We start from the raw sequence: 23,344 nt of genomic DNA, 5'->3' as shown, positions 1-23,344 counted from the left end.
TCGGAAATACACTTAGGACGTTATGATATACTATCATTTAGAACAAATGGACGAAAGGGGATATTCTTTTGCATAATGAACCACTTGCATATCGGATGCGCCCATTAACGCTAGATGAAATCATCGGTCAACAAGATTTTGTCGGTCCTGATACTGCGCTTTACAAAATGATTCAAAATGGACATGTTCCATCGATGTTATTATACGGTGAGCCAGGCATAGGGAAAACCTCTATAGCCAATGCCATAGCTGGAAGCTCTAAACTACCCTTTTTCGCACTGAATGCGACACGGGCTGGTAAAAAGGACGTTGAAGATATTGTCCAAGAAGCTCGAATTTCCGGCAAAGTCATACTGTTTTTAGATGAAATACACCGTTTTAATAAACTACAACAAGATACATTACTTCCACACGTAGAAAATGGCTCGATTGTTTTAATTGGGGCAACAACTGAAAACCCTTATCATGATGTAAACCCTGCGATTCGCTCGCGTTGTGGGGAAATTCATCAGCTAAAGAAATTAACAACAGCTAATTTAGTTGAACTTATTCAAAAGGCACTGACAGATGACAAACGCGGACTAGGAAAATATCATTTTGCACTGATAGATTCCCAAATAGAGCATATTGCGACAGCCGCGAATGGAGATGCACGTAAAGCTTTAACATTACTCGAATCAATCTATTATGCGAGCGATGAAGTAAATGGACAAACAGTCGCAGCTGATCATATTATTGAGCACCTTATTGGCCGCATTGGTGTTTATGGCGATAAAAACGGCTCACAATTTTATAATTTACTATCTGCCTTACAAAAATCAGTGCGAGGCAGTGATACGAATGCAGCATTATATTATTTAGCGCATTTACTGGAAACAGGTGATTTAGTTGCAGTGAGTCGCCGTTTGCTTGTCATGGCCTATGAAGATATCGGGCTTGCTAACCCGCAAATCGGGGCGCATATGCTTGCCGCTGTTCAGGCAGCCGAACGCCTTGGATTACCAGAAGCACGCATCCCTTTAGCAAGTGCTGTTATAGAAATGTGCCTTGCTTCAAAATCTAATTCAGCTTTAGTGGCGATTGATGCTGCAATTGCTAGTATCCACGCCGGAAAAACGGGCGATATTCCCCATCATTTACGCGATGCACATTATGAAGGGGCCAAAGATTTAGGTCATGTTGGCTATCAATATCCGCATAACAGCCCCATCGGTACGTTTGGCGGCTGGGTAGATCAACAATACTTACCCGACGAACTTGTTGGGACAGAGTTTTATCAACCTGTAATTGCAGGAGAAGAAAAAAGAATGGCAAGCATTTACGACAAGCTGAAAACTTTCCGCAACAGTAAAAAGTAATGCTGAAGGTGCCAGGCACTCAAACAATTTACTATGCTAGCCATGTATTTGATAATTTCCTAAGTAAAAATCCACACAGACTCCTGCGGGATCGCACGCAATGTAAGACGCAACTATCGGCGCCTTAGCGACGGTTGCGGCTTACATCGTGCCCGCGGAAAGCGTAGTGGATTTTTACGATTTAAAAAGCTGTTAGGGTGCTTAGGAATTGCTCAGGTGCCAAGCACTTTTTTTGCACCCTCCTTGCAAGCAAGTAACCTAAGTAAAAATCCACGTAGACTCCTGCGGGATCGCACGCAATGTAAGACGCAACTATCGGCGCCTTAGCGACGGTTGCGGCTTACATCGTGCCCGCGGAAAGCGTAGTGGATTTTTACGATTTAGAAATCCCTTATTATACGAAGAGACATCGAAATAGGAGCACCTAGCACAGCAATCTATCAATTAACGAGTCGGTTCCATTAAAATGACATAAAAAAACCATTGTCGCTATGTTCTTCGACAATGGTTGAACCCCTCATTATGAATGTATCATTTCTTTCTCAACAAACATTTTAAATTGATGTAAACATTGCTTGACGTCACCTTTTTGAGCAAGCACATTATTTTTTAAAGTCGTTACCTTATCAGAATCTTCAACAACCTCGTCATACAGGGCAATAATAGCAGTCAATAACTCTTCGTTTTCTTCCTGCTCAATGCTCGGTAAAGAATAGGCAGCATTCGTTAATAAACGTTCTACTTTTTCAGGTGTTTGTTGTAACTCATTTGAAGAATAATAAATAGACGCTGCTAAAAAATAACATAGTTTGGCACTGCAATCGATAAACAAATGCCAATACGTATTAGCTTTTGGCAGTTCACCTGCTCTAGCCTCTAAATATTCCTTATAAAATGTCATAACTTGTGTATATAAAGGCGATAAAGCTCTCATAGCTTTTTTGTAATTATTGGACGTATCCAAATAGTCAAATACAATACTATTCATTTTCTCTTGAAGCTTGACAATATCTAAATGATCACGAATTACTTGTATTTCCATTGTATCACTCTCCCATGTTCTCATTTGTTTTAACAAACGCCATTTCTACTTCCCCTAAGCAGACTTGAACATTCCAAACAAACCGACCTTTTGTATATATATATTGGAATTATTCAAATTATAGCAATAAACTAAAAGAAGAAGTGAGCACATGAAAAAAATAAGGCATTTTCGTGAATTATTAGCATTTTGTGTACGTAAGAATAAATTTTTTTGGTAAAATTAAACTCTTTGTATATAAGTATCAAATAAAAATTGTTCTTTATCACGATCAATTATTTCAATAATGCTACCGTTTGCATATTTTTTAATCCGTTGTTTTGGACTATAAAAATACACATTATTTGTAATTAACCACTGGCTTAACGTCAGCTCTGTCGCCGCTTGTTGTTCTGTTAAAATCTTTTTATGACGCAGTATATCCGCCATTTTGTAAAAACCATCAGATAGTTCATAAGCAGATACATCGAAATTAAAAACAGGTGTCACCACTTGTCCAATATCAAAAATATGTATCGTCTTTCTCGCCTCATCAATCGCTAACTCCACTGTGCTAATTTCATCGAATAGATTCAATCCTCTATATTCCATTTGATAAATTTGCTCCATAATTAATGAATGCCCCCCTTTTATAACAGCCCTATTGTAACATAGAAAAAGTGCAAGACTGTCGCACAATTAACATAAGGAAGCATTTTTAGTCATTATTACTGCTGATTTTCTTGTCTAAAAGAAAAGAATCTGCTGATTTTCTTAAAAAAAGTAAGCGTTGCTCGTCACACAACGATAATTCGTTGGTACAAGCTAGCGACTTTCCCAGGGAAAACCTTGCAGATTCTTCTTTTAATTGTTAGTTAACAGCACAAATAGGATGCGTTTGTGTTAGCCTTGCACACGCGTTATTTTCACATCTTCTACAATTTTATTAACGACCCAACTTGCGGCGATTAATCCCGCAACAGAAGGAACAAAAGCGTTAGATGAAGGGGGCATTTTCGCTTTACGGATAGCTGCATCAGGTTTTCCGACATGCTCTACGACATCTGGACGTACGACAATTGGGCTTTCATCAGAGAAAACAACAGTTACTCCTTTGTGAATACCATCTTTACGTAATTTTGTACGAATCACTTTTGCTAATGGATCGGTATGCGTTTTAGAAATATCCGCAATAGTAAAGCGGGTTGGGTCCATTTTATTGGCCGCACCCATACTTGAAATAATCGGGATGTTACGCTTTAAGCATTCTTTCATAATATGGATTTTATAAATAACCGTATCACTAGCGTCAATAACATAGTCGATGCCTTGTGCAAAAAATTCTTCATACGTTTCTTCCGTGTAAAACATGTGCATATCAATGACTTCACACTCTGGATTAATATCGGCAATGCGCTCTTTCATCACACCAGATTTTGATTTACCGACCGTTGATAGATACGCTACTAATTGACGGTTGACGTTTGTAATGTCTACATTATCTTTATCAACTAAAATAATGCGACCAATCCCACTGCGCGCACATGCTTCCGCTGCAAATGAGCCGACACCGCCGACACCTAGAATGGCTACTGTTGTATTTTTTAATTTATCGAGTCCCTCAGTCCCTATCGCGAGCTCGTTACGAGAAAATTGATGTAACATCCTTACACACTCCATCTATCGAATTTTTATTAGTAAACCTAGTTATATACTAAGATAAAATCAAACCTATATTACATTCTATCATGATATTGTTCAAGTGGAAATTGTCAAAAACATACGCGCAAGTGTTGTACTAAAAAATTCGAATTAAATATTTTCCCATTCCAATTAGCCCATTTTCGTACGATTGGCTTGAAATGCTTGAACAAACTGCCTATCTAATTGTATTTGTGCCATTTTAAATGCCCCTACAACTGCCCCACCAATCGGCTCTAATGTAGGTAACATAAAACGCAATGGTAGCTGATTTACTAACGCGCATTGTTGAAGCCGAGGCACAATCATCTTGTTATTTGCAAAAACACTGCCCGCTAATACGACTGGCACATCCCCTTGCGCCCACTCCATACTGGCATAGCATGTTTTTATCGCTTGGAAGTATTTATCACAAACGTCTTGCACGATTCGTTTTGCTATGTCATCGCCTTGCTGTGCAATCTGAAAAACATATTTGCCAAGCGGTGCAATAACTGTTCTTGGATGTTCTGCCCCATAAACCGACTCGATTACTTGTGGCACACATTCAACCGCAAAATGTTGTACTATTACTTCCGTTAATGCTGTAGGTTGTGCTCGCTGATCGTAATTTTGAAAAATTGCCTTTAATGCTTGAATACCTAAATCATAGCCGCTTCCTTCATCATCAAAAAGATACCCCCAGCCGCCCACACGATTGCACTTACCTTGATGATTAAAGCCCATCGTAATGGCTCCTGTACCAGCTATTTGCACGATGCCTGCTTGTCCCAGTGTACCCGCATAGAGTGCTATTAAAGCATCATTTTCAATAACAACGGTCGTCGACGTATCAACATATTGTCGAATAATACGCTCGACTATGCCTTCTGCTTGCTTTTCCTTGACCCCAGCCATACCCGCAAAGCAACTATGTATAGCCGTAAAGAGGTGTGGCGTCTGCTTCCGCAAATTTTGTAACAGGTCATGAACTGTTGCCTCAAAGTCATGTGCATCCATTGCTGTAGGATTACTACGTGACGTCATTACTTGAGCATAAATCGTACCCTGTTCATCACAAATTACGGCACATGTTTTGGTGCCCCCTCCATCGATCGCCAACACGTACATTTTATTTGCTCCTTTCTATACGAAAAAGGATTAAGCACAAGTTGTTGTCGGCTTAATCCCTTTTTCTATCGCAATTATTTTGTAAAACCAAATGACGCCCACGGTTGAATTTGCGCTAGTAAGAAGCGTTCTTCTTCCACTACTTTTGCCACGACATTGGTAGAGCCCGCATTTGGCATTTCCTTTAATACAATTTGCAACTCACCTTTATAACGTACATCCAAATTGTTATCGATTGTAACATCACCTGGTTGCAATGCGTGTGTATCATGGACAGGGAATTCGCCATTTTTATATTTTACGCGTGATTGCGTGCTGCGAATGACGTAATCCGATACGTCCCCACGATTGAAATGTGGCTCCTTGAATAATACAGTTTCCTCTAAAACGGTCGTTTCAGCACACGGTACAACTTTCAGCTCCAACTTATGACGATTTAATTGTCCCAATGCTTTTAGCTCTTCTTCCGAGGCATACATATTGCCAATAATACAATCATCGATTAAGCCTGTATGCCATAAATCTTTTGCTTGCACAGTAATCGGTAAATCGCGATGCTCTTCAAGTGTTGGTAGACCATGCTCGGTTTTTTCCCAAGGACCGTATAGTGCATGTTGAGAAGAAATCATCGCCGCTGTTCGGATATGATTGGCTTTAAAATTTTTCGATGTGGCAATAAAATGCTGGCGTGACAAACCTGTAAATCGTCTTGGATAAAAATTATGACAGCCTATAATATGATCACGGTTCGCTTGGTAGGATACGATATTATTGACATATTTCGTGCCATTACTAATATTGAGTTCAATTTTTAATTGACTATCATCGAATGACATGAATGCTTCCTCTTGACCTGAGAACCCCATATCTAAGCGCAATGCCGCCAAATGGTAGTGCTCTTTAAAATAGGCAATATCTTTATAAGTTAAGCCTAACTCTGTAAAAACAGCCGGTGCAATATCAGCAGAAATATCAAAGCCTAGCTGTTGGGCAAAATAATTGATTTGCTGTAATTTACGTTTCTCCTTGTCATCATTTAAAGATAAGAGACATGTAAAAATACGGTCAAAACCATTTTCATGTGCTAGCTGCACATACTGTTGCATTTCTTCTAGCGTGCTATGCTGTGGATAGAGTGAAATTCCTAACCTTCTCAATCGATAATACCTCCAATGCTAAGCGATTACACTTCTACTTTTGGATTCTCTGTTATACTTTCAGGCTGTAGTGCTTGTGATTGCTCTGCCTTTTTTTGCTCTTGTTTTGCAATTCGATTCGCCATTGCTAAGAATGGCAAGTAAATACAAACTGATATTACAATTAACACTAGACTTAAAACAGCTCCAGCCCAAGATTGTGTTACTAAAAATCCATTAATAATCGGCGGTGTAGTCCAAGGAGCTGCAACAGTTGCCGCAGGAACCCAACCCCACTTTGTTACAAAGAACGCAATTGTTACGTTTACCATTGGCGTTAAAATAAATGGTATAAATAAAATCGGATTTAAGACGATTGGTAAACCAAATAGTAACGGCTCATTAATATTGAAGAGCCCTGGTGCCGCGGATAATTTTCCAACAGTATTATATTGCTTATTTTTCCGTGCAATAATGAAAATCGCGATAATAAGTGCAATTGTTGTACCCGATCCACCCATATTGACGAATGCATCAAAGAATGGCTTATTCACGATATAAGGTGCAACTTTACCAGCAGAAATGGCTGCAACGTTGGCATCAATTGCAGGTAAATTAATCGTTTGCATAAATGGATCAATAATATTCGCACCATGAACACCTAGCGTCCATAAGAATGCTGGTATAAAAGCTAAGATTAATGCCGCAACCCACGTATTTGTTAAGCCCATAAACGGCTCCTGAACCGTAGAGTAGAATGAACCCACAATATCCGGAATGTCAAAACCTGCAGAAATAATTGTACGAATTAATGCGAATACCCCAATTGTAATAATTGCTGGCAGCAATGCTGCAAATGATTTCGAAACGGCTGGTGGTACACCATCTGGCATTTTAATAAGTAGTTTACTATTGCCTGATAATCTACAAAATACTTCAGTGGATAACAAGGACACAATGATGGCTATAAATATCCCGCCTGTTCCAGTTGTTAAGCCTGTTAAACCGCCTTCTCCAAACGTACCGAATGTCATATAGCTAGAAAGACTAATAACCCCGGCCGACAGACCGTCTTTGTTATAACTTTTGGCTAAGTTATAAGCAATGGAGAACGCGAGTAACAGCGACAGAATCCCAAATGTCGCACCCCAAATATTACCGCCCCATTGCGTCCATGTTTCATGCTTCCAAATGGAGTCCAGTGCATTTTGATAAAAATCAATTGGTAAATTATTAATTAAAACAGCTAACGAGCCTACAATTGTCAGTGGCATAATTGTAATAAAACCGTCACGAATGGCAACTAGATGACGTTGACTCCCAACTCTTGCAGCGACCGGCACAAATTTTTCTTCTAAAAATCGGAACATTCCACACACTCCCTTTGCTTTTTATTGTGACATCAAAAATTGATGTTATTCCCCTTTGATTTGTTCATACAGTTCAATCATTTCTTGCGCTAGATCCCTAAATGTGATGGCATTCATTAAGTGATCTTGCGCATGAATTAGCAGCATGGATACCTCCACTTTTTCTCCCCTTGCTTCTTGCGTTAACAATGCTGTTTGTGAATGATGAGCTTCAACTAATGCTTCATTTGCTTGCTTTATTTTTTCCTTTGCTTCCGCAATTTGACCCTTTTTCGCTAGCTGAAGTGCCTCCATGCATTCACTTTTTGTATTACCACTATGGACAATTAATCCCATTATGGACTGCATCATTGCTGTTTCTTCCATTGACTTGCCTCCTCACCCAATCAGCTTCAATGCTTGTTTTAAGACATTTTCACCGTTCATCATGCCGTAATCCGCCATATTGATAACATCAATCGGGAAATTTAATTCTTTAAATTTTGTTTCAAATGTTGATTTTAAGTAACGAACTTGCGGCCCAAGCAATAGTACATCCGCCTTTTTATTTGCTAAAACGGAATCTACCTCACTTTCAGCTATGGCAAAAATATCAGCCTCAATATTTTGTTCCTGCGCAGCCTTCTGCATTTTGGAAACTAGTAAACTCGTGCTCATCCCTGCAACACACACTAACATAATATTTTTCATCGTCAGCACTCCTTTGTTGTCTTTATTTGTTTTAGTACCATTTCTTAATTTGACGACTGTCTTGAAATCGCTTTCTTATAATGAGAATAGCACCAATTGGTATATACCACAATATAGTTTTTTCTCCATTTTATTCCGATTGTTAGCTCAAGAAATAAGTGGGCTATTGCTTCGATACTTGTTAATAAATGGATTACCCCAACTGGTATAGTCCAGAAAAAACTACAAAAAAATTTTATTTTCCCACTTAAAAATATTCATAAAACATTGGCTGCTTTGCCGGAATTGCTTTGTTCCAATGACTGATTACCTCATCTGCAAGCTCTTGATTGCCAAAAGTAATAGCATCTTTCACTGTTAAATAACCAACCATCATGGCGGAAAATAAGTTGATTGGTAATGTTAGCATATGCTTTTCAGATTCGGAATTTGCCTCAATTATGGACACATGACCATCTTTATTTATCTTGAAAATATGCTCGTTCCACGGACAAAAGTGATCCTCAAGACGTACGTACAAAGTTTGTTGTAATTCCGCCCAAGGATAGCGTTGCATAAAAGAAAAAGCATCTACAATTCTGACCATAACGTCTTGTATCACTTTTTTCGGGAATTGCGGATTAGCAAAATTAAACCCAAAATGACGGTCATTAGCCGTAATGCCTTCAATCGTGTGGACACTGGCTGCATGAGCTGTTACAAAACGCCACAGGGCTTGTTCAGCGGCTGGATTATCGGCGATTAAATCATGAATCGTAAAGATGCCATCTTGAATGGTATAGCGTAGATAACCCGCTATGTCACTTGCTAGATAACATGCCGCAAAGTGACTTTCAGGCGACCTTCTTTCAATACGCTTCCACCACGCCGCGTCACGTAACATACTGCCATTTGTAACGCTTGCTTGCTCATTATGAAAGCTTTGTATTGCTTCAAAAAGTGTCTTATCTGGCCATTCAAAGCTCATCCGCTTCACCACATCTAATTGTTTACCGAAATCGGGAAACTGTGCTTGAGGAATGGCATAATGCAACTTATCAACAAATAATTCCCAGCCGAAATAGCGGTAAAAAGAAACTGAAAAGGGCGCTAATACAGAAATAGTTTGCCCCTGTTGGCGCATTTCCTTTAGGGAGGCCGTCATTAGTTTTTTTATTATCCCTCGCTGACGGTACTCCGGATAGGTAGCTACAAATCCTATCCCACCCATGTCGTAATTTTCACCATGTATCGTCATATTTAGCGGAAGGATAAGTAGTTGCCCAACGACCTTATCGCCGTCGTAGGCGCCTAATGTTGTGCTATGTTCAATCCAATAGTGAAAATCGTCGCGACGTGCACCGCTATATTTATTTGGAAAACAATAATCTCGTAAGCGATGAATTTGTTGGTAATCCTCTGCTGGAACGTTTCGTATGTCCATAACACCCTCCTAATTTTCAGAATATTCAAAACAAATAACTTAAATGCTTACATTTTGTTGGATATATGCCTCCACATCCGTGGCTGTACCTAGCATTAAAATACGCTCCATATGTGGCACTAACTGCTTGTGTGAAAGTTTAGCTATGTGTGCTCTCGTTTTCAAAATAGCAGAAGCATTCATAGAAAACTCATCTAAGCCCATTGCGAGTAATATAGGAATTGCTATACTATCTGCTGCCATTTCTCCGCACATCCCTACCCATTTCCCCTGTTTATGGGCAGCATCAATAACATTTTTAATTAACCTTAATACAGCTGGATGATAGGGCTGATATAAATACGAAACATTTTCATTCATGCGATCTGTTGCTAACGTATATTGAATTAAATCATTTGTCCCTATGGAGAAAAAATCGACTTCCTGTGCAAATAAATCAGCAATCATCGCAGCGGCTGGAATTTCTACCATTATGCCAACTTCAATTGTTGCAGCTACGGCAACGCCTTGTGCTTGCAATTGCGCTTTTTCCTCTAAAAAGATTCTCTTCGCCATGCGCCATTCATCCAACGTGGCAATCATTGGGAACATAATTTTCAAATCGCCATACACACTGGCTCTTAGCAATGCACGTAACTGTGTGCGAAATATTGCTTGTTGGTCTAAACAAATACGAATAGCTCTATAGCCTAAAAAAGGATTCATCTCTGCGGGTAACTGTAAATAAGGAAGATGTTTGTCACCACCAATATCCAATGTTCGTACGACTGTTGGCTTACCCTGCATTTTTTCAAGTACCGTTCGATAAGCATGGAACTGTTCCTCTTCGTTAGGGAGTTCCTGCCGTCCCATATACAAAAACTCTGTCCGGAATAAGCCTATGCCATCCCCAGCAACATCCATGACCTTTTCTACATCCTCAGGCTTGCCGATATTTCCAGCAATCTCTATATGACATCCGTCTGCACTAATGCTCGGTTGTGTACGATAGTGCAAAAGTTCGCTTCGTTCTTGCTGAAGCATTTGTTGCTGTTGCTCATAAAATGCTGTTATTTCTGGTGTAGCATTTAGAATGATTTTGCCATTTGCGCCATCCATAATAATAGCTGAGCCATGTTTGATTACCTGTGTGGCCGTTTTTGCACCAACAATGGCTGGAATATCTAACGAGCGCGCAAGAATAGCAGAATGCGACGTTCTACCACCAATATCGGTGATAAAACCTTTCACATATTGAGGGTCTAACTGTGCCGTCATGGATGGTGTTAAATCTTCGGCTACAATAATAACATCTGTCGACAAGCGACTTATATCAAGCATCTCAACTTGTAATAGATGAGCGAGTAAGCGCTTCGACACATCTTTGATATCAGCCGCCCGCTCTTGCATATAGACATTGTCCATTCCTTCAAACAATGCAATAAACATATTCGATACTTCATGTAGTGCATATTCCGCATTACAGCCTGTTTTAATTTTTTCTTCAATAGCTGCTAACATTTCTGGGTCTTCTAACAATAATAAATGTGCAACAAAAATGGCCGCCTTGTCCTCGCCGAATTTATTCCGAGCATTTGTTAAAATTTCTTGTAAATCTGCCTTCGTTTGCACTAGCGCAGTTTTTAAACGCTCCAACTCTGCCTCTACATCTGTAATCACCTTTTGCTCGAATGACAAATCTGGTTCAACTAAACAATATGCATTAGCAAATGCAATGCCTTCCGAAACGGCAATACCTTGAATTTCTAACATTCCTCACCAATCCCTTTAGTTACAATAACATCTGTCACTGTTTGCATAAGCTGTTTTGCATCTTCCCCTTGCGCCGTAATCGTAATCGTACTTCCCGTTACGATTCCTTGCGCCATCACTCCCATAATGGACTTTAAATTGACTGACTTATCATTGTAGGTTAACTGAACATCACACGCAAAAGGTGTCACAGCTGTTACTAGCAACGCTGTTGGTCGAGCATGTAAACCTTCTGGTGTTGTAATTTTAAAAGTTTTTTTCATCGATATCCCTCCAAAATTTACTCAAAATTAATACGAGATTGATAGTTTGCAATCATCATCTCATTGTGATGCTTATTCGATTCAACATTATTACTTTCGAAAACAGGCAATACTTCCTGACAATTAGCCAATATTTCGATAACTTGACTGAATAACGCTTGCAAAATAGCAGAACCAATCACTGTGGAAGCTGGTGCATACTGCATTTGTTGATGATGCAATAGACCATCTCCTATAGGAATATGAGTGTTAATGACCATATCAACAACATCCTCTAAGCGCTTTCCACTGCTATGACGCGTTCGTTGCTCACGATATTGCAGCGATTGCATAGACATAACAAGGACACCTGACTGTTTTGCTAGTAACGCCGCATCTATTGGGGCATTATTACGTCCCGAGGTGGAAATAACGATGCAAACATCATGCTCTTCAAAATGAAAAGCATCCTTATGTCTAGCTATAATTGTTGGGTCTTTTTCATTTTTAGACGATGTTAAAGCCCCTGCATGTAAAGTTAACGGTTCAACTGTAATGGGACGTACAGGCACAAGCCCTCCAGCACGGTAAAAGGCATCTTGCGCTAACAGATGTGAATGTCCACTCCCAAATAATTGGACGATTCCACCACGTTGAAGACGTGAAACAATCATTTGTGCTGCTTCTGCTAATAGCGTATTTTCCTGCTCTAGCACAAGATCTAAAAGCCTCTGTAGTTCATGAAAATAAGCACGCATCTTATCACCTTTTAATTTCACTAATAAATTTGTATCGATCAGCTCGATAAGTACTTCGCACAAGTTCGAAAGGCACACCATCTGCTAAATAACTTGTTCGTTTAATAATTAAAACCGGTGCAGCACTATTTATTTGTAAATACTTCCCATCTTCCTTTGCCACAATAGCTGCTTCCATTTGTTGAATAGCATTGCCGATTTTTTGATGGAATTTCGCTTCAATAAGCGCATACAACGAACCCATTATTTTCTTTTCATCTAATTCAGGATATACTTTCACTGGAATATAGGTTCTTTCAATTGCCATCGGTTTTGAATTAGCACTGCGTATCCTCGTCACGAAGAATACTTCCTCACCCGGATCTAGCATGAGATCGCCTGCAATATCTATTGGCGGGACAATTTTTTCAAACCGCAGTACTTTACTACTCGGTTCCATTCCTCTTGCACGCATATCTTCTGTGAAACTTGTTAACCCCATTAATGGCTGTTCCAATTTTGGATTAGCGACATACGTCCCCCTGCCCTTTTCACGATACAGCAATCCGCTATTCACTAAATTGGTAATGGATTGACGGACGGTCATTCTACTAACATCAAATTGCACGGAAAGCTCTCGTTCTGATGGAATATTTTCACCAATTTTATATTCCTCTAAATAAATCCGTTGCTTTAAGATTTCTTCTATTTGTATATAAATTGGTATATGAGAATTTTTATCTAACAAGCCTTGCACCTTCCTATCACATGTTTACTGTACATTTCTCAAATACAACTTTTCCCTGACAAATAGTTTTTTCTATATTTAAATGTTGATCTAACAAAATGACATCCGCATCATAGCCTTCTGCAATACGGCCTTTAGTACTGAATTGTAGCTGTTGTGCCGCATTTGCTGAGGACATGGCTACAAGCTCTGGCAACGAACAGTTTGTGACCGTTTTCATATTTTTCACTGCTTGCTCCATCGTTAAGACACTACCAGCTAATGCGCCATTTGGTAAATGGGCACCGCTTGCTGTGACATGTACCGTTTGACCACCTAAATCATAGTCGCCATATTGTAAGCCTTTCGCACGCATCGCATCGGTAATTAAAATAATTCCTTCGGCTCCTTTTACTTTGTAGGCAAGTTTCACAGCACTTGGATGGCAATGGACAAAATCTGCAATAATCTCCACTTTGACAGCATCTTCAACGAGTACAGCACCTACAACCCCTGGATCTCGATGATGGAATGGTCGCATTTGATTGTATAAATGTGTTGCCTGTCTCACACCAGCCGCTACTGCTTGCTCTACTTCTTCAAGCATGGCGTCTGAATGTCCAATTGATACAATTACCCCTTGCTTATGGAGCTCTTCAACAAATGCCATACCACCTTCTAGCTCAGGTGCAACGGTAATTTGTTTAATGCGGTTGTTACTTAATTGTTGCCAAGAAGCAAACTGTTCGCTAGATGGCATAATCATATAATCGATTGGCTGCGCTCCAGCTCGCTTCGTTGAAACATAAGGGCCTTCAACATGGACACCTAACAACTGTGCCTCACCGTCCCCATTTTCAAAATGTGCAATGGTCTCCAATGCATTTTCAATCGCTTTAGGCGCTTGTGTCATTGTCGTAGCAAGAAAGCCTGTAACCCCTTCTTGTACTAATGAACTCGCCATCTGATGAAGCGCTTGCTGTGAAGCATCCATTGCATCATGGCCTGCTGAACCATGTATATGCATATCAATATAGCCGGGGAATAATAGCCAGTCTTTGCCCTTGCCCTCAATATATTGTTGTGCCTTATCAAATAATGCTTCGCCAACTTTAATTATCTTGCCATCTTCTATGAATACATCCCCGGTAAACGGCTTGTCATCATAGTTAACGATTGTTACATTGGAAATTAATAATGTGTTGCTCAAGTGGAACACCTCCGTTGTACTATTTTTAGGAAGTATACTGTTTCAAGGTATGACAAACTAGTTTGGTATAGTTGTCTATACCAATTATAGTATGCCAGTAGTAAAATAAAAAGTGAATTTTACAATTTTTATTATTTTTCTTTTTATTTAACATTTTTTTGCGGTTTTCTAGGCTTGCATCGCAAAAAATTAGACAAAAAACAAGAAAAAGAGTTAGATTGACTTTGGTCAATCTAACTCTTTTATTCTATGGCGGTGCTTCCCGCGGTACAAGCGCAGGCTCGTTGCGTCTTACATGGTGTACTGGTCACGCAGGAGTCTCCGTCACCACTATTATCGATAGTAGACGCTGTTAATATGTTGTAATGCTAGTACTCTATGTATGGACGAATCCCGATTGTGCCGTAATGCCAATGTAACATTCGTTTTGAACCCGCAATTTGCAGGTGGGTGCCCGCTTTATAGCTTTAAACGTCCCTCTCCAATGGGGCTTGTTTGCCACTACAAAATTAGATGGCTCCCGACGATATAGTGTTCGGTCAAAACTGTTAAATAGAGTCAGCAGTTAGACAAACACATCAGGATTCGTATTACAGATATCATAACACCATATTTCTGATAATTCAAACGATTTCTAAGAAAAAATCAATAACTTCTAAAAAACACAAAAAATACCTAGATTTCCAACATTTTTTGCTAGATTATCTAGGTATTTTTTATTGTTTTTATCGTTTAAATGTTTTAATCGCTAAGCTCAATTCGCTTAATTGATCTGGAGAAACCTCACTTGGAGCATCTGTTAATAAGCAACTTGCACTTGCCGTTTTCGGGAATGCAATTGTATCACGTAAATTCGTACGTCCTGCAAGTAACATAACGAAACGGTCAAGACCAAATGCAAGACCTGCATGTGGAGGAACGCCGTATTCAAATGCTTCTAATAGGAAGCCGAATTGCGCTTGTGCTTCTTCTTCCGTGAAACCAAGTAGTTTAAACATTTTTTCTTGTAAATCACGCTCATAAATACGTAGTGAACCACCGCCAAGCTCATAACCGTTTAACACGATATCGTAAGCTTGTGCACGTACTGCAGCAGGATTTGTATCCATTAACTCGATATCTTCGTCAAATGGACGTGTGAATGGATGGTGGGCTGCTTTGAAGCGACCATCTTCTTCTGAGTACTCGAATAACGGCCAGTCTGTAATCCATAAGAAGGCAAATTGTGATTCATCGATTAAGCCTAAATCTTGACCTAATTTTGTACGAAGAGCACCTAGAGATGCTGCAACGACATCTGCTTTGTCGGCTACGAATACTAAAATATCACCGATTTCAGCACCCATACGCTCGATTAACGCAGCCGCTAATGCTTCATCGAAGAATTTTGCGATTGGACCATTTAGCCCTTCTTCTGTTACTTTCAACCAAGCAAGGCCTTTTGCACCGTAAATCCCAACGAATTTTGTCAGCTCGTCCATATCTTTACGAGAGTATTTATCTGCCGCGCCTTTAATGTTGATACTTTTCACTTGTTTGCCTTGTGCTACTGTATCAGCGAACACTTTGAAATCACAGCCATCAAACACATCGTTTAACGCAACTAATTCTAAACCGAAGCGAACATCTGGTTTATCTGAGCCATAACGATCCATTGCTTCTTGGTATTTCATGCGTTGGAACGGTGCAGGAATGTCAATACCTTTTACATCTTTCATCACTGCTTGAATTAAACGTTCGTTCATTTCTAAAACTTCTTCTTGTGTTAAGAAGCTTGTTTCGATATCCACTTGTGTAAATTCAGGTTGGCGGTCAGCACGTAAGTCTTCATCGCGGAAACAACGCGCAATTTGGAAATACTTTTCAAATCCAGCTACCATTAATAATTGTTTAAATAATTGTGGTGATTGTGGTAATGCATAAAACTCACCTTCATGAACACGTGATGGCACTAAATAGTCACGCGCACCTTCTGGCGTAGATTTTGTTAAAATCGGCGTTTCAACTTCTAGGAAGCCTTCATTTTGTAAAAAGTTACGAATTGTACGTGTAACGTCTGAACGCATTTTAAATGTATCGAACATCGCTGGACGGCGTAAATCTAAGTAACGATATTTTAAACGTAAATCTTCTGATACGTCTGTACGATCTTCAATTTGGAAAGGTGTTGTCTTCGCTGTATTAATAACGATTAAGCTTGTCGCTTCTACTTCAATTTTACCGTTCGGCACATTTGGATTGATTTGATCTTCAGAACGAAGCAGTACTTTTCCTTCTACTTCGATTACGTATTCGCTACGCACTTTATCTGCTAAAGCGTGCGCTTCAGCTACATCAGGACTAAAGACAACTTGTGTAATACCAGTACGGTCACGTAAGTCGATAAAGATTAATCCACCTAAATCGCGACGACGTTGCACCCAACCTTTTAATACAACGTGTTCGCCTTGTAACGTTTCAGAAAGCTCGTTACTAGCATGTGTTCTTTTTGCCATTTTGTATTTCCTCCAACATCATTTATTTAATAAGTAGTTCACTAATTCTGAGAAAGCCACTTTTTGTTGCTCCCCAGATGCCATATGTTTTACTGTTGCTGCTTGCTCTTCTATTTCTGTTTCGCCTAAGACGATTGTATATTTAGCACCTAAGCGGTCCGCAGATTTCATTTGAGCTTTCATTTTACGATCCAAATAATCCATGTCCGTTGAAATACCTTTTGCACGGAATGAACTTGTTAGCTCTACTGCTTTTAGCTTCGCTTCATCCCCCATGGCAATCATGTAAACTTCCAGAGCTGATTCTGTATCAAGCTCCACTGCTTCCGCTTCAAGCGCTAATAATAAACGCTCGATACTTAACGCAAAGCCAATGCCCGGTACATTTGGACCACCAATTTCTTCTACAAGGCCATTATAACGACCACCGCCACAAAGCGTTGTAATGGCGCCAAAGCCATCTGCTGTTGACATAATTTCAAACGTCGTATGGTTGTAGTAGTCAAGTCCGCGAACTAAGTTTGGATCTACTTCATAAGAAATACCTAGCGTATCAAGATACGTTTTTACTTGGGCAAAATACGCTGCAGAATCTTCTGTTAAAAAATCAGTTAAAGCAGGAGCCGTTGCCATTAATGGGTGCTCACGGTCCACTTTGCAATCTAAAATACGCAGTGGATTTTTTTGTAAACGATTTTGACAATCCGAGCAGAATTCATGAATATGTGGCTCAAAATGATTAATTAACGCTGTGCGGTGTGCATCACGCGTTATTTTATCACCAAGTGAATTAATGACTAATTTCAAATCCTTTAAGCCTGTTGATTCATAAATGTCCATTGCTAATGCAATGACTTCTGCATCGATGGCAGGATCTGCTGAGCCAATTGCTTCAACGCCGAATTGCACAAATTGACGATAACGACCAGCTTGTTGACGTTCATAACGGAACATTGGCCCTAAATAAGAAAGCTTTACAGGTTGATCAGGTGCACCAAACATTTTATGCTCAACATATGCACGTACAACGCCAGCTGTATTTTCAGGTCGCAATGTTAATGAACGACCACCTCGGTCTTCAAATGTATACATTTCTTTTTGCACTACATCCGTTGTTTCACCAACACCGCGTGCAAATAAATCAGTTTGTTCAAAAATAGGTGTACGAATTTCGTTATAGCGATAAACACGACATATATCACGAATAATCGCTTCGACTTTTTGCCATTTCTCAGATTGTCCTGGCAATATATCTTGTGTCCCTCGTGGCACTTTAAAACTCATGTAATGACCTCCTTTTCCAATTGCTTATGAAGCAGCCTTCATATGTAAAGAGCATTGTGAACAACCTTTGTACCTGAGAAAGAAAGCCAACAAAAAAAGCCCTCGCCACCTTGCACTATTGCAAGGGACGAGAGCTGTATATGCTTCCGCGGTTCCACCCTAGTTGACGCAAAAATGATATTACGTCCTCCTCATAATCGGGTAACGGCCGATTCCGTTTTTTCCTACTAAGCATCCCTGTTCAGAAAAAAGCCTCTCAAGTGTTATTCGCCCTATACGTTTTTGTAGGAAAGATTGCAGCCTAAGTCTTTCCCTCTCTTTTCCAATAGAGGTATATGCTACTTGCTTGGTCATAAGCGGTTAATCATTTTTTGATTACCCTTTATGTTAGTCACTACGTATGATAATGTCAACTGTTTTCTTATTTTTCGAAAGTCAGTTGTTAAAAAAACGATTTCTGTTACCATTTTCCCTCGAATTTTATCATAAAAGCATGGTAAAATAGAACAAGAAAAGGAGGGGTCCGATGACGACAAAACTTATACATAGAATCATTACCTTTGTCCTAATATTAGCGTTAATGATCCCGAGTATTAGCAACATAGAAAGGGCATTTGCTAATACAGGTGATCTAAAAGTAACTGGAACCATACTTCATTTACGCGAAGGACCTGGGCTCTCTTACCCGATTATTACAACTTTAGAGGAAGGAGATTCGCTGACTTCGATTGGTCGTGAGGGTGACTGGATTCAAGTCAAAGCAGGTAATTACGAAGGATGGGTCGCCTCTTGGCTAACAGCTTCAATCAATGAGGAACAAACGGTTGATAAAACAGTTATTTCTCAAGTTGACCGTCTGAATATTCGAACTGAACCAGATATTTCATCACCAGTTCTTGGACAACTATCAACAGGCAATCAGGCCGCTTTAATAACTGAAAATGGTGCATGGGCAAAAATCAACTGGAATGGCCTAGTTGGTTGGGTTTCGTCTGATTATGTGACAATCAATGAAGCAACTGAAAAAACAACGCCAGAAGAAGTAGTAGAGGTATCTACAACAACCGAACCTAAAAGCACTACTTTTACAATTTTAGTGGATACACTGAATGTCCGTAAAAAGCCAGATTTAACATCAAAAAAAGTGGGAACTGTTTCGAATGGGCAGTCCTTTAAAGTACTAGCACAAGAGCATAACTGGGTGCAAATTCAATACGACGATAAAAAAGCGGGTTGGGTATATAGTTTCTACGGGACATTTTCAAATACGGTGAAAACAGTTTCAACAACTACATCATCTTCACCAGCATCTACATCAGCACTTGAATCTGTCACGATTATTTATAATGGGACAAACTTACGGACGGATGCGTCTACCACGGCAGACGTTGTAGAACGTGTCGATGCCGGCCAAACGTATCCAATTGTAGGGGCTAAAGATGATTTTTACGAAATTCAATTAGCAGATCAAACCGCATTCGTGGCAAACTGGGTAGTCTCGACATCACAAAATAGCGCAACGGCGGTTAGCACGCCACAGTCTGAACCTCGAAAAAAAGGCACTTTAAACGGACTAACGATTGTAGTGGATGCTGGTCATGGTGGCAATGACCACGGTACAACTGGACAGCGAGGCACGGATGAGAAGGATATTACATTAAAAACAGCATCGCTTCTTGCTTCCAAATTAAGTGCGGCAGGTGCCAATGTTGTGATGACACGGGAATCAGATGAATATGTTGCACTGCGCAAACGAGTGTCGATAGCACACCAACATGAGGCTGATGCTTTTATTAGTATTCACTATGATGCTACTGATAATAGCTCTGTTTCTGGTTTTACCTCCTATTATTTAAATTACAACCAAAAAGGGCTAGCCGAAGCAATTCATAATGGGCTAGCTAGCAAAATCAGCTTAAAGGATAGAGGTACACAGGAAGGAAACTATTTAGTACTTCGTGAAAACCGACAAAAAGCAGTACTGCTCGAGTTAGGTTTTCTTAGTAACGCGAATGAAGAGCGAATTATTACAACGGCAAAATTCCGAGAACAAGCGACACTTGGAATTTACCAAGGTATTTTAGATTACTTTAATGCAAATGAATAACATAGAGGCTAGGACAAATTAAAAAAAGTGTTAGATTGATTGCCGTCAATCTAACACTTTTTGCTTTGCCGTAAATGGCTACCGTTTCTTGGTTCCTCCAATGGCATCACCGCAAGCTATATGCATTTTGCAGTAGTTCCCGCTATCCTCAAGCAACATGTCCTTATTGAATAACCAGGTATGGTAGAATGTCACGTTATTTTGACTCAAGCAAAATGGTCACTGGCCCATCATTTGTCAATGCTACGTCCATCATTGCACCAAAAATACCTGTCTCTACTTGTAATCCATAAGCACGTAAAGCCTCGTTAAAAGCTTCCCACAACGGTTTAGCGATTTCCGGCCTTGCAGCACTCGTAAAACTTGGACGATTGCCCTTTTTAACATCACCATACAATGTAAATTGGGATACAGATAGAATCGCACCACCATGCTCTAAAATGGAATGATTCATTTTCCCTTCTTGATCTTCCCATAAGCGTAGATGCGCGATTTTTTTTGCTAAATAAGCAACATCCTCTGCTGTATCGTCATGTGTAATGCCCACTAGAAGCACATAGCCGTGGTCAATTGCACCAGTAACTTCTCCTTGTACTGTGACAGATGCTGCCTTACTACGCTGTAAAACTACTTTCATACTGTAAAACCCCTCACTCTAGCAAATCTGTTCCACACGGCATTTTAACTGTAATGAAACAATGCGCCAATTAGTTAATAACACGTTGTACGGAATAGATATCCGGTGTTTGTTTAATGCGCTCAACAACCTTGTGCAAATGAGAAATATTTGATATCGAAATCGTTAAATGTATGGTTGCAATTTTATCGCGGTCTGCACGGCCACTCACCGCTAAAATATTTGTTTTCGTTTCGCTAACGATTTGCATCACTTCATTTAATATACCTGGTCTATCAAATGCAGAAACTTCGATATCAACAGGATACTCTTTTTTCTCTGGTGTCAGCCCATGCTCCCATTCAACCTCAATGATACGCTCCTGCTCATCCTCAATTAGGATATTTGGACAGTCTGCGCGGTGTACAGAAACGCCTCGCCCTTTCGTAATAAAGCCGACAATGTCATCTCCAGGTACAGGTGTACAGCAACGAGATAATCGAATAAGCATATTATCAATGCCTTTAACAATAACGCCTGATTCTGTACGTTTTTGTGGCAGCGAGTTTTTCATTTTTTGTTCAATTTTTTCAAGCGCTTCTTCTTGTTCACGCTCTTTTCGACGTTTTTCGGCTAAGCGATTGACCACTTGTTGTGCCGTTATACCATTCATACCAACCGCAGCATATAAGTCTTCTTCATTTGTATAATTAAATTTATCGCAAACACGTTTTAAGTTTTCCGCTGACATCGTTTCTTTCATATCGAAATCTTGTGAGCGAATTTCTTTTTCAATCATCTCTTTCCCTTTGATGATATTTTCCTCACGAAGATGACGCTTGAAAAATTGCTTAATTTTATTTTTTGCTTGTGAAGATTGCGCAATTTTTAACCAGTCGCGACTCGGACCAAATGACTGCTTCGATGTTAAAATCTCAATGATGTCACCTGTTTTTAATGGTGTATCTAGCGGTACCATCTTACCATTGATTTTGGCTCCAATTGTACGATTGCCGACTTCTGAGTGCACACGGTATGCGAAATCGATAGGTACAGAACCAGCAGGCAATTCAATAACATCTCCTTCAGGTGTAAAAACGTACACCATATCAGAAAATAAATCGAATTTTAACGATTCCATAAACTCTTCTGCGTTGGAAGACTCGTTTTGGAATTCTAAAATTTCTCTAAACCACGTTAATTTTTGATCGACATTTTGCTTTTCAATATCAATCTTTTTCCCTTCTTTATAAGCCCAGTGAGCTGCAATCCCGTACTCTGCAATTTTATGCATTTCTTTCGTACGAATTTGCACTTCTAATGGGTCACCGTAAGGACCAATAACGGTCGTATGCAACGATTGATATAAGTTTTGCTTTGGCATCGCAATATAATCTTTAAAGCGACCAGGCATCGGCTTCCACAATGTATGGACAATTCCTAACACTGCATAGCAATCTTTTATGCTATCAACAAGAACGCGAATGGCTAATAAATCATAAATTTCATTAAATTGTTTTTTTTGCAGCACCATTTTTCGATAAATGCTGTAAATATGCTTTGGACGCCCATACACATCCGCATCAATTTCAACTTCAGAAAGCTGGGATTTCATTTCCCCCATAACATTGTCTAAATAAGCTTCACGTTCATCACGTTTCTTTTTCATCAGGCTGACAATACGGTAATATTGCTGTGGATTTAAATATCGAAGTGCAGTATCCTCCAGCTCCCATTTTACTGTCGAAATCCCTAGACGGTGTGCAAGTGGTGCAAAAATTTCAAGTGTTTCTTTTGAAATACGGCGTTGTTTCTCAGCAGGTAAATGCTTTAACGTTCGCATATTATGCAGACGGTCTGCAAGCTTAATCAAGATAACGCGAATATCTTGTGCCATCGCGACAAACATTTTGCGGTGATTTTCCGCCTGCTGTGCTTCTTTCGATAAATATTTGATTTTCCCAAGCTTCGTCACACCGTCAACGAGCATTGCTACTTCCTCACCAAATTCACGCACTAAATCATCACGTGTAAATTCCGTATCTTCCACAACATCGTGTAAAAAACCGGCTGCCACGGTTGCCGGATCCATTTGTAATTCAGCTAAAATACCGGCAACTTGCACTGGGTGAATGATATACGGTTCACCAGAGCTACGGAATTGCTCAATATGCGCATCTCTCGCCAATTCATATGCTTTTTTCACGAATGCGACATTTTCCTCATTCATGTAGGATTTGACTAACTCAAAAACGTCCTCAGGAGTCAAAATTTGCTCTTTCGCCATAACATGTCCACCTTGCTCGTCAAATTTTTCAGATTAGATATAAACTTTATTGTATAAAAAATAGAGGGCGATTGTAAA

General features: G+C 39.7%; 20 protein-coding genes, 1 other RNA gene and 1 other annotated feature. Of the genes, 2 read left to right on the top strand and 19 right to left on the bottom strand.

All coding sequences use genetic code 11. From position 1 onward, the window contains the following. Positions 1-68: 68 nt before the first annotated feature. On the top strand, positions 69-1,358 hold the full coding sequence (locus tag ACIQXI_RS02140) for a replication-associated recombination protein A (RefSeq protein WP_402921151.1): 1,290 nt from the start codon (positions 69-71) through the stop codon (positions 1,356-1,358). A 520-nt stretch (positions 1,359-1,878) separates the two neighbouring features. Here the strand turns inward: ACIQXI_RS02140 and ACIQXI_RS02135 are convergent. The 17 genes from ACIQXI_RS02135 to hisS all read right to left on the bottom strand — a co-directional run bounded on the left by ACIQXI_RS02135 (position 1,879) and on the right by hisS (position 18,256). Next, on the bottom strand, positions 1,879-2,400 hold the full coding sequence (locus tag ACIQXI_RS02135; protein ID WP_402921149.1) for a hypothetical protein: 522 nt from the start codon (positions 2,398-2,400) through the stop codon (positions 1,879-1,881). Between the two features lie 222 nt (positions 2,401-2,622). Next, the gene (locus ACIQXI_RS02130) at positions 2,623-3,009 is read right to left on the bottom strand and encodes a hypothetical protein (protein WP_402921147.1); all 387 of its coding nucleotides are present in this window, start codon (positions 3,007-3,009) and stop codon (positions 2,623-2,625) included. Positions 3,010-3,282: 273 nt separating this feature from the next. Continuing rightward, positions 3,283-4,044 carry a tRNA threonylcarbamoyladenosine dehydratase gene (locus ACIQXI_RS02125; protein ID WP_402921145.1) on the bottom strand — a complete coding sequence of 254 codons (762 nt, stop codon included), beginning with the start codon at positions 4,042-4,044 and terminating at the stop codon, positions 3,283-3,285. Between the two features lie 168 nt (positions 4,045-4,212). Then, positions 4,213-5,190 carry an N-acetylglucosamine kinase gene (locus tag ACIQXI_RS02120; RefSeq protein ID WP_402921142.1) on the bottom strand — a complete coding sequence of 326 codons (978 nt, stop codon included), beginning with the start codon at positions 5,188-5,190 and terminating at the stop codon, positions 4,213-4,215. 74 nt (positions 5,191-5,264) lie between these two features. Then, positions 5,265-6,347, bottom strand: a complete 1,083-nt coding sequence (locus ACIQXI_RS02115; RefSeq protein WP_402921139.1) for a DUF871 domain-containing protein — start codon at positions 6,345-6,347, stop codon at positions 5,265-5,267. 26 nt (positions 6,348-6,373) lie between these two features. Continuing rightward, the gene (locus ACIQXI_RS02110) at positions 6,374-7,705 is read right to left on the bottom strand and encodes a PTS sugar transporter subunit IIC (RefSeq protein ID WP_402921137.1); all 1,332 of its coding nucleotides are present in this window, start codon (positions 7,703-7,705) and stop codon (positions 6,374-6,376) included. 36 nt (positions 7,706-7,741) lie between these two features. Beyond that, positions 7,742-8,062, bottom strand: a complete 321-nt coding sequence (locus ACIQXI_RS02105) for a PTS sugar transporter subunit IIA (protein WP_402921135.1) — start codon at positions 8,060-8,062, stop codon at positions 7,742-7,744. Between the two features lie 12 nt (positions 8,063-8,074). Then, positions 8,075-8,386 carry a PTS sugar transporter subunit IIB gene (locus ACIQXI_RS02100; RefSeq protein ID WP_402921132.1) on the bottom strand — a complete coding sequence of 104 codons (312 nt, stop codon included), beginning with the start codon at positions 8,384-8,386 and terminating at the stop codon, positions 8,075-8,077. A 247-nt stretch (positions 8,387-8,633) separates the two neighbouring features. Beyond that, entirely contained in the window at positions 8,634-9,809 is a 1,176-nt protein-coding gene (locus tag ACIQXI_RS02095) for a GNAT family N-acetyltransferase (RefSeq protein ID WP_402921129.1), read from the bottom strand. Positions 9,810-9,848: 39 nt separating this feature from the next. Further along, positions 9,849-11,561: a phosphoenolpyruvate--protein phosphotransferase gene (gene ptsP, locus ACIQXI_RS02090; protein WP_402921127.1), complete on the bottom strand. Its 1,713-nt coding sequence runs from the start codon at positions 11,559-11,561 to the stop codon at positions 9,849-9,851. Further along, positions 11,555-11,824 (bottom strand): HPr family phosphocarrier protein, encoded by a 270-nt coding sequence (locus ACIQXI_RS02085; RefSeq protein WP_402921124.1) that lies wholly within the window; start codon positions 11,822-11,824, stop codon positions 11,555-11,557. The genes ptsP and ACIQXI_RS02085 overlap by 7 nt, the downstream gene beginning before the upstream one ends. 17 nt (positions 11,825-11,841) lie before the next feature. Then, on the bottom strand, positions 11,842-12,561 hold the full coding sequence (locus ACIQXI_RS02080) for a sugar isomerase domain-containing protein (RefSeq protein WP_483869714.1): 720 nt from the start codon (positions 12,559-12,561) through the stop codon (positions 11,842-11,844). A gap of 4 nt (positions 12,562-12,565) precedes the next feature. After that, positions 12,566-13,288 (bottom strand): GntR family transcriptional regulator, encoded by a 723-nt coding sequence (locus tag ACIQXI_RS02075; protein WP_402921119.1) that lies wholly within the window; start codon positions 13,286-13,288, stop codon positions 12,566-12,568. 16 nt (positions 13,289-13,304) lie between these two features. After that, positions 13,305-14,486, bottom strand: a complete 1,182-nt coding sequence (gene nagA, locus ACIQXI_RS02070; protein WP_402921116.1) for an N-acetylglucosamine-6-phosphate deacetylase — start codon at positions 14,484-14,486, stop codon at positions 13,305-13,307. A gap of 377 nt (positions 14,487-14,863) precedes the next feature. Next, positions 14,864-15,065: non-coding RNA, 6S RNA (gene ssrS, locus ACIQXI_RS02065), on the bottom strand. Positions 15,066-15,202: 137 nt separating this feature from the next. After that, the gene (gene aspS, locus ACIQXI_RS02060) at positions 15,203-16,972 is read right to left on the bottom strand and encodes an aspartate--tRNA ligase (protein ID WP_402921113.1); all 1,770 of its coding nucleotides are present in this window, start codon (positions 16,970-16,972) and stop codon (positions 15,203-15,205) included. Between the two features lie 18 nt (positions 16,973-16,990). Continuing rightward, the gene (hisS, locus tag ACIQXI_RS02055; RefSeq protein ID WP_402921111.1) at positions 16,991-18,256 is read right to left on the bottom strand and encodes a histidine--tRNA ligase; all 1,266 of its coding nucleotides are present in this window, start codon (positions 18,254-18,256) and stop codon (positions 16,991-16,993) included. Between the two features lie 120 nt (positions 18,257-18,376). Beyond that, positions 18,377-18,619 (bottom strand) — a binding site (T-box leader). A 163-nt stretch (positions 18,620-18,782) separates the two neighbouring features. Between hisS and ACIQXI_RS02050 the strand changes: the two genes are divergently transcribed. After that, positions 18,783-20,363, top strand: a complete 1,581-nt coding sequence (locus ACIQXI_RS02050; RefSeq protein WP_402921108.1) for an N-acetylmuramoyl-L-alanine amidase family protein — start codon at positions 18,783-18,785, stop codon at positions 20,361-20,363. 196 nt (positions 20,364-20,559) lie between these two features. Here the strand turns inward: ACIQXI_RS02050 and dtd are convergent, their stop codons facing one another. Both dtd and ACIQXI_RS02040 read right to left on the bottom strand, forming a co-directional pair. Beyond that, a complete protein-coding gene (gene dtd, locus ACIQXI_RS02045; protein ID WP_402921105.1) occupies positions 20,560-21,000 on the bottom strand; it encodes a D-aminoacyl-tRNA deacylase in 441 nt (146 codons plus the stop codon). Positions 21,001-21,070: 70 nt separating this feature from the next. Beyond that, complete coding sequence (locus tag ACIQXI_RS02040) at positions 21,071-23,266, bottom strand: RelA/SpoT family protein (protein ID WP_402921102.1); 2,196 nt, start codon at positions 23,264-23,266, stop codon at positions 21,071-21,073. Positions 23,267-23,344: the final 78 nt, after the last annotated feature.

The sequence above is a fragment of the Lysinibacillus sp. NPDC097195 genome (genome assembly GCF_044762075.1).
GTDB lineage: Bacteria > Bacillota > Bacilli > Bacillales_A > Planococcaceae > Lysinibacillus.
The sequence above is the reverse complement of the archived record's forward strand: the minus strand, read 5'-3'. Positions and strand labels throughout refer to the sequence as shown.